The sequence below is a fragment of the Streptomyces sp. NPDC002044 genome (genome assembly GCF_040296725.1).
Taxonomy (GTDB): Bacteria; Actinomycetota; Actinomycetes; order Streptomycetales; family Streptomycetaceae; genus Streptomyces; species Streptomyces antarcticus.
This window is the reverse complement of sequence record NZ_JBEOXU010000189.1, coordinates 1-9330: the sequence shown is the minus strand read 5'-3', so window position 1 is coordinate 9330 and position 9330 is coordinate 1. Positions and strand designations below refer to the sequence as shown.

General features: G+C 75.1%; 5 protein-coding genes, 1 tRNA gene and 3 pseudogenes. 5 read left to right on the top strand and 4 right to left on the bottom strand.

Annotated elements, in window-relative coordinates:
• Positions 1 to 112: pseudogene (locus tag ABT106_RS28900) on the bottom strand (acyl CoA--acetate/3-ketoacid CoA transferase subunit alpha); the annotation flags it as partial.
• Between the two features lie 182 nt (positions 113 to 294).
• Between ABT106_RS28900 and ABT106_RS28895 the strand changes: the two are divergent.
• Positions 295 to 1635: a M14 family zinc carboxypeptidase gene (locus tag ABT106_RS28895; RefSeq protein WP_351283138.1), complete on the top strand. Its 1341-nt coding sequence runs from the start codon at positions 295 to 297 to the stop codon at positions 1633 to 1635.
• A gap of 136 nt (positions 1636 to 1771) precedes the next feature.
• Here the strand turns inward: ABT106_RS28895 and ABT106_RS28890 are convergent, their stop codons facing one another.
• Positions 1772 to 2335, bottom strand: a complete 564-nt coding sequence (locus ABT106_RS28890; protein WP_351283135.1) for an FHA domain-containing protein — start codon at positions 2333 to 2335, stop codon at positions 1772 to 1774.
• A 110-nt stretch (positions 2336 to 2445) separates the two neighbouring features.
• On the opposite strand from ABT106_RS28890, the gene treZ reads away from it, so the two are divergent.
• Entirely contained in the window at positions 2446 to 4194 is a 1749-nt protein-coding gene (gene treZ / locus ABT106_RS28885; protein ID WP_502979513.1) for a malto-oligosyltrehalose trehalohydrolase, read from the top strand.
• A 24-nt stretch (positions 4195 to 4218) separates the two neighbouring features.
• On the opposite strand, the gene ABT106_RS28880 is transcribed toward treZ, so the two are convergent.
• Positions 4219 to 5379: a M24 family metallopeptidase gene (locus ABT106_RS28880; RefSeq protein WP_351283141.1), complete on the bottom strand. Its 1161-nt coding sequence runs from the start codon at positions 5377 to 5379 to the stop codon at positions 4219 to 4221.
• A gap of 372 nt (positions 5380 to 5751) precedes the next feature.
• Positions 5752 to 5841 (bottom strand): annotated as a pseudogene (locus tag ABT106_RS32215) (LysR family transcriptional regulator); the annotation flags it as partial.
• 74 nt (positions 5842 to 5915) lie between these two features.
• On the opposite strand from ABT106_RS32215, the pseudogene ABT106_RS28875 reads away from it, so the two are divergent.
• The 3 genes and pseudogenes from ABT106_RS28875 (at position 5916) to ABT106_RS28865 (ending at position 9052) form a co-directional block, all read left to right on the top strand.
• Positions 5916 to 6299, top strand: a pseudogene (locus ABT106_RS28875) (CTP synthase).
• A gap of 74 nt (positions 6300 to 6373) precedes the next feature.
• Positions 6374 to 6446, top strand: a tRNA-His gene (locus ABT106_RS28870).
• Positions 6447 to 6973: 527 nt separating this feature from the next.
• Positions 6974 to 9052, top strand: coding sequence for an RICIN domain-containing protein (locus ABT106_RS28865; RefSeq protein ID WP_351283130.1), 2079 nt, complete (start codon positions 6974 to 6976; stop codon positions 9050 to 9052).
• Positions 9053 to 9330 lie beyond the last annotated feature (278 nt).

Sequence of the window (9330 nt, the reverse complement as noted above, 5' to 3'; positions counted from 1 at the left end):
CGACGAGCCGCCGGATCCGCCCCGCTGCCGCCAGCAGCCCGACATCGGGCCCCCCGTACGAGATCACGGTGAGGTCGGTGATCTCGGATCGGAGCCACCACCGCACGGCGGCCCCGGCGGCCCACGGGTGTGTCCCGCGGGCCGCCCCGGGCGGGTGTGCGAAGGGCGGCCGTGCGGTCGGCGGAGACGGCGTGGCCAGGCGCTTCGCGGGACATCCGGGGAAGTGCGGGGCGCCCGGAGCGGTAGGGGGCGCGCCGGGCGGGAATGGCATCCCCTGTGACCCTCCTTCGTGACATGCGCTACCCCACACCGCTCGAACTCGCGCTGGCCGCCCGCGCGCTGGCGGACGATCAGCCCGGCCAGGTCCGTCTCCGCCAGGCCGGCACCTCCCGGGCCGGGCAGCCGCTCTGGGTGCTGTCCATCGGGCCGGCGGACGGCACCGGCGGCGGCCCCACGGCCGGGCCCGGCGCCGGGACGAATGCCGGGCCCCATGCCGGAACCCATGCCGGCCCCGTGGCCGGGCCCGGCCGCAACGTCCTGGTCGTCGCCGGCGCGCACGCCAACGAGCCCGTCGGCGGCGCGACCGCGCTCTCCCTCGCCCGGCACCTGCTGCACGACCCGGGGCCGCGCACCGGCTGCGGCTGGCACTTCCTGCTCTGCGCCGACCCGGACGGCGCGCGCCTGCACCGCACGCCCCGCCCGTACTCGCTCCTGGAGTACCACCGGCACTTCTTCCGGCCGCCGGGGCCCGAGCAGCCCGAGTGGGCGCCGTCTTTACTGCCCCCGGACCGGCTGCCGCCCGAGACCCTGGCCCTGACCGCCCTGATCGACGAGCTGCGGCCCGTCCTGCAGGTCTCGCTGCACGCCACCGACCTCGGCGGCTCCTGGGTACAGCTCACCCGTGACATACCGGGCCTCGCCGAGCCCTTCGCCAAGTCGGCCGCCGAACTGCGGATCCCGGTGGAGAACGGGGCGTCGGACGCGGCCGGCTGGCTCTCCCCCGGGCCCGGGATCTTCGTGATCCCGGAGCCGGGCAGCGAGGCCGCCGGAGCCTTCCACCCGGAGGACACCCGGCTCAGCACCTGGTACCACGCCCACCGGTACGCCGGCACCACCGCCATCGTCGAAGTCCCGATGTGGGCCTCGGACCTGGTGGACGACCCGGCCCCGCACCCCGACCCCCGCCGGGCCCTGCGGGTGCTGTCCGAGCGCCTCACGCAGGACGCCGCGCTGGTGGCCCGGGTGCGCGACGGAACGCGGTCCGGGCAGCCGCCGTACGCGGACCCGGACGCGGAGCCCCTGCTGCGCGCGGTGGACTGGACGCTCGCCCTGATCCCGCGGATCGCCGCCGAGTGGACCGGCCCGGACGCCCCGGCCGAGGCCACGGCGGCGTACGTCGCCAGCATCGACGCGTTCGGACGGCGGCTGTCGCTGCGCGCCGCGGCGATGCTGCTGCGCGTCCTGCGCGCGCGGGACGACGCGGCGGCGCCCGATCTCGACCGCCTCGTCACCGGGTGGTGCGAGGAGTTCGCGGCCCGCTTCCAGGCCCGCTGGGTCCCGGTGGCCACGCAGGTCGAGCACCAGTCCCGGACCGTCCTGGCCGCGTACGAACGCCTCGCGCCGAGTCCGCGCTAAGGGACGGCGGCCGCCGGGGCGGCCGGCGTCCACGTCTAGCGGCGCCTGGGGGGCGCCGCCCTCTCGTACGCGACGTGCTCGGGGACGGGCTCGGCCGGACGGGGCAGATCGGCGGGGTCCGGGTCGAGGACGCCCGTCAGCTCGCCGAGAGCCGGAAGGACATCTTCCCGAAGCCGATCTGGTCGCCGTCCCGGACCACCGCCGAGCCCGTCACCCGGTGCCCGTTGACCGTGGTCCCGTTGGTGGAGCCGAGGTCCTTCAGCACCCATGTCCCGTCCCGCAGGCTCAGCTCGGCGTGCGCCCGGGAGACGGTCTCGTGGGTGAGCCGCAGGCCGCTGCCCGGGTCGCGGCCGATCCGCAGGACCCCCGAGCCGGGGTGCGGGAGCAGCAGCCGGGGCAGCCTCTCGGTGGTCCACGCCCGCCGGACGCCGACGCTCACCGCGGACGCCCGGCCGACCCAGCCGAACAGCCGACGGGTCCACGGGCTTTCGCGGCCGCCCCGGCTCTGGAGGTCGGCGGTGAGGACGGCGAGGTCCTCGGAACGCCGCGCCACCAGGGCGAGTTCCATCCGGCGCAGGAACGTGTCGTGGGACAGCTTGCCGAGGGCAGCGCCCTCCCTGAGCTGGCCCAGCGCCCGGTCGCGCTCGGCGTCGGAGAGCCGCGGCGCGGGAAAGGCGGGGAACTCGAAACTCGACGTCACAGGGTGATTGTCGGCCCGTCGGGGGTGGAGTGTCCAGAACTCCCCCGCCCGGCCCGGAATGATGGGCAGGATACGCATGCTGGACACCGCCGGAGACGAGGGGACCGTCCGTGCAGTTCGAGGTGTGGGCACCACTGACAGGTCATGTCGCCATGCGACTCGACGACGCGACGTACGACATGGCACCCGATCCGGACCGGGAGGGCTGGTGGGTGGTGCGGGCACCGGCCGCCGACGGCAGCCGGTACGGGTTCCTGCTGGGAGAGGACCCCGACCCGCGCCCCGACCCGCGCGGCCGGCGGCTGCCGGACGGGCCCGACGGGCTTTCGGCGGTGGTCGCCATGGACGCCCTCGCCCCCCACGGGGCGCCGGCCCCGCGGGTGCCGCTCCAGGACGCGGTCCTGTACGAGCTGCACGTCGGCACCTTCACCCCCGAAGGCACCTTCGACGCCGCCGCCGCCCGCCTGGGCCACCTCACGGGCCTCGGCGTCACGCACGTGGAGCTGATGCCGGTCTGCTCCTTCCCCGGCCGGCACGGCTGGGGGTACGACGGGGTCGCGCCCTGGTCGGTGCACGAGCCGTACGGCGGCCCGGCCGGCCTCGCCCGGTTCGTCGACGCGGCGCACGCGGCCGGCCTCGGGGTGGTCCTGGACGTGGTCCACAACCACCTCGGGCCCTCGGGCAACCACCTGCCCGCCTTCGGCCCGTACTTCACCGACAGCCACCACACCCCGTGGGGAGCGGCGGTCAACCTGGACGCGCCCGGCTCGGACGAGGTGCGCGCGTACTTCCTGGGCAGCGCCCTGGCCTGGCTGCGCGACTACGGGATCGACGGCCTCCGGCTCGACGCCGTGCACGCGCTGGCCGACGGGCGGGCGCTCACCTTCCTGGAGGAGCTGGCCGCCGCCGTCGACGATCTGGCGGCCGAGTCCGGGCGGCCGCTGTTCCTGATCGCCGAGTCCGACCGGTGCGACCCGCGCACCACGACCGCGCGCGGCAGTGGCGGGCTGGGCCTGCACGCCCAGTGGAACGACGACTTCCACCACGCCCTGCACTGCGCGCTGACCGGTGAGTCCCAGGGTTACTACGGCGACTTCGCGGCGGCGCCGCTCGCCGCGCTCGCCAAGACGATGACCCGGGCGTTCTTCCACGACGGGACCTGGTCGTCCTTCCGCGGCCGCACCCACGGCCGGCCGGTGGACCGCCGGCGCACCCCGGCCCACCGGTTCCTCGGCTACACCCAGACCCACGACCAGATCGGCAACCGGGCGCTCGGCGACCGGCTCTCCGCCTCGCTCTCCCCCGGACTGCTGGCGTGCGCCGCGACGGTGGCGCTGACCGGGCCGTTCGTACCGATGCTGTTCATGGGCGAGGAGTGGGGCGCGGGCACCCCGTGGCAGTACTTCACCGACCACCCCGACCCGGAGCTCGCCGAGGCCGTGCGCACCGGCCGGCGGCGGGAGTTCGCCGCGCACGGCTGGAAGGCCGAGGAGATCCCCGACCCGCAGGACCCGGCGACCCGGGACCGCTCCCGCCTGGACTGGACGGAGCCGGGGCAGGGCGCGCACGCCCGGCTGCTGGCCTGGTACCGGACCCTGGTCACGCTCCGGCGCACCCACCCGGACCTGCGCGACCCGGACCTCGCGGCGGTCCGGGTCGCCTACGACGAGGAGCGACGGTGGCTCACGTTCCGGCGCGGCGACGTACGGGTGGTCGTCAACCTCTCCGCCGAGCCGGCGACGATCGCGCTGGGCCGCAACGGGGTGCGGGTGCTGGCCTCCTGGGAGCCCGTCGACCACCCCGGCCCGGACGGCCGGGTGCACGTTCCGGGGGAGTCGGCGGTCGTCCTGGGCCCGTGACGGCCGCCGCCGCGGAGCCGGCGGCTACTCGACGACGGCCAGTTCGCGCGGGGCGTTGTTCAGGCGGCGCCCGCCGTCCCGGGTGACCGTCACGATGTCCTCGATGCGGACGCCGAAGCGGCCGGGCAGGTAGACGCCGGGTTCCACGGAGAAGCACATGCCGGGGACCAGCGGCCGTTCCTCGCCCTCGACCATGTACGGGGGTTCGTGGGTGGTGACGCCGATGCCGTGGCCGGTGCGGTGGATGAAGCGGTCCCCGTACCCGAACTCGGTGATGACCGCGCGGGCCGCCCGGTCCACGTCCTGGCAGGCGGCGCCCGGCCGGACCGCCGCGAACCCGGCCTGCTGGGCCTCGCGGACGACGTCGTGGACCCGCTGCTCCTCGGCGGTGGGCTCCCCGACGTGGACGGTGCGGGAGATGTCGGAGCCGTATCCGTGGCGCAGTCCGCCGAAGTCCAGGACCACCATGTCGCCGCGGCGGATGACGCGGTCCCCGGCCTCGTGGTGCGGGTTGGCGCCGTTGGGGCCGGAGCCGACCACGGTGAAGTCGACCTGGGAATGGCCGTGCGCGCGCAGCAGGCCGGCGAGGTCGGCGGCGACGTCGGTCTCCCGGCGGTCGGCGAAGGGGAGGTGGAGGATCTGCGCGTACGCGGCGTCGGCGGCGGCTCCCGCCGCGGCGAGGCGCTCCAGCTCCCGTTCGTCCTTCACCGCGCGGAGCATGGGGAGCGCGTCGGTGAGGGACGCGTAGGAGCTGGTGGGAAGCTCCCGCTGGAGGCCGAGGAGGTGCAGGGCCCAGGTGTTGTCGCTCACGCCGAAGCGCCCGGCGGCGTCCAGCAGCGGCGCGGTCGCGGCGTACGGGTCCTTGCCGTCGGCCCAGTCCCGCAGGGTCAGCGCGGGGGCGCCGGGGGCCTTCTGCGCGTCGGGGGCCTCCAGCGCCGGTACGACGAGCACCGGCTCCCGTCCGGCGGCGAGGACCAGTACGGTCAGCCGCTCGGTCTCGGCGGTGGGGCGGTAGCCGGTGAGGTGGGTGAGGTCGGGACCGGGGGCGATCAGCAGGCCGGCCAGGCCCGCCTCGGCCGCGGTCCGCGCGGCCGCGGCCATCCGGGCGGCGTAGTCCGCGGCCGTGAAGGGGGCGGGTTCGGCGGCCGCGGGGTCAGGCGTCGTGTGCGTGGGGTCGGGAGTCATACGGCGATCCTGCCGCGAGCCGTGCGGCGAGCGCAGCGGCCGCGCCGTCGCGGTGCCGGGCGAGAGCAGTTCCGTACGGTGCACCAGGCGCGGGGCGGCCAGGGGTACGGCGACCCCCGCGCCGGCGGCCTCGGCGACCCGGCGCGGCCGCAGCACGAGGCCGTGCCCGGCGGCGGCCAGCGCGCACGGGGCCGGCAGGTCGGTGCCGTCGTAGCGCGGGGCGCCGCGGGCGGCGGTGCGCGGCAGTCCCATGCCGGGGGCGTCGAGCCAGCGGGCGTCGGTGAGGTCGTCCAGCCGGACGGAGGCCCGCGCGGGGGCCGGGCGCAGCTGCAGCGGCCCGGCGTGTTCCAGGAGCCGTCCCCCGGCCGCGGTCGGCGCGACGGGCCGGCGGGTGAGGAGCTCGGTGCGCAGGTCGCCCTCCAGCGCGGCGGGGTGCTGGGACACGGCGGACTGGGTGCAGCCAGGCTCCCGGGCCGGCGCCCCCGCCCCCCGTACGCGCCGCCCGGCTCGCCCTCGGCGGTGAACGTTCGGCGCACGTGACCGCCCACACCCGCGTCCCGGCCCTCCTCGACTCCCTGGCCTCGCGCGACGGGCTCGTCCTCGACGCGTACCGGATCCCCACCGGCGACGCCGTGACCGAGGCCGGCTCGGGGGCACCGGCCCGCTTCGACGCCGTGGGTCCCGCCGGGCAGCCCGTACGCCGGCGAGGCCGGGGCGCTCGCCGCGCACGGGCTGCGGCTGTCGGGCCGCGACGAGGAGGGACAGGCGCGTCATCGCGGAGCTGCCGGGGCACCCCTTCTTCCTCCCGACGCTCTTCCAGCCGGAGCTGTACGGGGACGGCACCCGGCCGCACCCGATCGTGCGCCCTCGCCGCGGCGGCGGTCGCACACGCCGCCGCGGGGGCTCCGGCGGCGGAATAAGGCGTCGCGGAACCACCCCGCTGATCGGCTATGCTGTGCATGCACATCGAACGGGTGGTCCGCCACCCTTCGTGGTGGGTGTAGCTCAGTTGGTAGAGCACCTGGTTGTGGTCCAGGTGGCCGCGGGTTCAAGTCCCGTCACTCACCCTGTTGATCCCCTGGCGGGTACGAGGTCCTCCTCGTACCCGCCAGGGGTTTTTGCGCGCCCGGGGCCACGATCCGCCCGCCCCTCCCCCGCCCGGCCGGATCGCCGGACGCCGCGACGGCGCCGTCGGCGCGCCAGGCCGAAGCGGAAGCCCTCCCGCCGGCGATCGGCCGGACCGGCGATCGTCCTGTCTGCCGCGGATCGCCCGCGATGTCCGCCCCCCTCCTCACGGGTCGTGACGAAGGGAATTCGGCAGGTAGTAATTAGATGAATCCCCGACTGAATTCCAGTCAATAAGCCTCACTTGATTATTTCGATTCGATAACAACGCCCCGATAAAGGACTGGACCATTAAGGCCCGATTACTCCAACTTGCCTTATCGCAAAGCAAATTGAGTGTTCGTCAAATCAGACCGACAGGTAACGGAATGATTTCTCGGGTCACGCTCCCCTTTGTCCGAATTCTCCGGAGCGTGCGTCTGGCAGGCTTCCGCGGACCCAGTCACTCCGATCACCATTTGAGGTGCGCATGACAGGACGCAGACGGCGGGAACACCGGCGCAGACCCCGGCGGTTGATCCTCCTGACCGCCGCCACGGCCACAGCGGCCGTGATCGCGGCGGGCATCGCCTATTCCGGAATCGGCGACGGCGCCCAGGCCGCGGCCCCCGCGCAGGCGTCGGGGGCCGACGCGGAGACGGCCGTACCGGCCGCCGCGGCCGCCCGGGACCAGGAGCCGGCCCCGATCCCGGACGCACCCGCCAACGAGAACGCGCGCGGGATGGTCTACGACGGCCTCAAGGCCGCCCCCAAGGGCGACCGGTGCGTCGGCGTCTACCGCACCGACGCCGGCCTGTGCACCCACGGGCCCGATGCCCCGCCCAAGGGTGTCGACATCAAGAAGGAGATACCGCCGGCCGTCGCCACCACGGCGGCGGCCGCCGACCCGTCCCGCCCCGCGACCGAGGACCCGGCCGCCACGCAGGACGGCGGGCGTCCTCAGGACGCGCCCGCCGCCGACGCGGGCGCCACCAAGGACGCGGCGCCCGCGCCCGCCGCCGCCCCCTCGGCCGGCGAACGCGCCGTCGCCGCCGGACCCGTGGGCCAGACCGTCCAGTGCGAGGGCGACGGCAGCTCCGGCAACCGCGTCCAGGTCGTGTACGTCCACGGCCCGGGCCGCGACCGGTTCTCCCAGTACGCCGCCTCGTTCCGCAAGTGGGCGGCCGACGCCGACCTCATCTACTCGGCGAGCGCCCAGGAGACCGGCGGCGTGCGCCACATCCGCTACGTGACGAACGCGGACTGCACGCCGACGGTGCTCAACATCGAGCTCTCCGACTCGGCACTGGCCGAGTTCAGCGCCACCAACGCGGCGCTCGCGGGCAAGGGTCTGGACCGCCGGGACCGCAAGTACATGATCTTCGCCGACACGCAGGTCTACTGCGGCATCGGCACCTTCGCCGGCGACGAGCGTCCCGGCCAGAACAACCAGAGCAACTTCGGCCCCTCCTACGGGCGTACGGACTCCGGGTGCTGGGGCGGGCACACGGCGGCGCACGAACTCGGCCACAACCTGGGCGCGGTGAACAACAGCGCTCCCAACACGAGCCTCGGCGCCCACTGCACCGACGAGTTCGACGTCATGTGCTACTCGGACTCGCCGAACTACCCGAAGATGCGCAACGTCTGCACCAACCAGGCCGCCGAGAACATCCTGGACTGCAACCACGACGACTACTTCCACACCAGTCCCAAGGCAGGCAGCTACCTGTCCACGCACTGGAACATCGCCGACAACCAGTTCCTGATGAAGGCCAGGGGCGGCGGAGGCGGCACCGACCCCGGTCCGAACCCGAGCCCGAGCCCGACCCCGAGCCCGACGAAGAAGCCTTCGCCGACCCCGACCAAGAAGCCCGGCGGCGGACCGGCCGTGACGGCCGCCCAGGTCCAGTCCACCTCGGTCGTGGTGAGCTGGCCCAAGGTCGAGGGCGCCGCCTGGTACCAGGTCCTGATCAACGGCAAGCACCTCACCTGGGTGCAGTCCCAGGTCCTGCGCATCCACAGCCTCAAGCCCGACACCACCTACAAGGTGACCGTGTCCGTGCGCGACGGCTCCGGCCGGGACAGCGGCCCGGGCAAGGCGACCTCCTTCAAGACGCCGAAGGCGGGCGGCGGCGCCACCACCCCCGGCAGCCGCTACACCCTCGGCAACGGCAGCACCGGCATGGCCGCAGAACTGTGGGGCGGCCGTACCGCGGACGGCACCGTGCTCGTCGGCTCACGGGCCAACGGGTACGCGCACCAGCAGTGGTACTTCGACGACGCGGGCGGCGGCCAGGTCCGCATCCGGTCCGCGGCGTCCGGCAAGTGCCTCCAGCCGGGCGGGACTCCGTCCGCCGGCATGTGGGTGGCGCAGCGGCCCTGCGGCACCGACGCGGCGCAGGGCTGGCGGCTGACGTCCCGCGGCGGCGCGGTGACGGTCACGGACCCCGGGGGCGGCTTCGCCCTCACCGTGAGCCGCCGCCCGTACTACGGCAGCTGGCTGCTCGACCTCCAGCGGGCGGACGGCGGCGCGGCGCAGCTCTGGACCGTCCAGAAGGCCGGCTGACGGCCGGCTGACCGACCGCCTGACCGACCGCCCCTGCGCCCCTCAGACCGACCTGCCGACCGACGGACCGACCGGAGGCGCGACCGATGCCCCTTGACCCGAGCCCGGCCGACCGCCCTGCCCGGCCGGACCGACGGCCCCGACCGGCCGACGGACCCACCGGCTGACCTGACGGACAGACCGGGGGGTGCGACGGCCGGGGCGGGGGGGGGCGGCGGCCCCACCGGGAGGTCGGGAGTGCGGGGGGTTGGGGAAGGGTGTGGGTCTTGGTGTGTTGA

Coding starts and splice junctions, on each gene's coding strand:
- ABT106_RS28880 (WP_351283141.1), bottom strand. CDS start 5,379: ATGACTCCCGACCCCACGCACACGACGCCTGACCCCGCGGCCGCCGAA.
- ABT106_RS28865 (WP_351283130.1), top strand. CDS start 6,974: ATGACAGGACGCAGACGGCGGGAACACCGGCGCAGACCCCGGCGGTTG.
- ABT106_RS28895 (WP_351283138.1), top strand. CDS start 295: ATGCGCTACCCCACACCGCTCGAACTCGCGCTGGCCGCCCGCGCGCTG.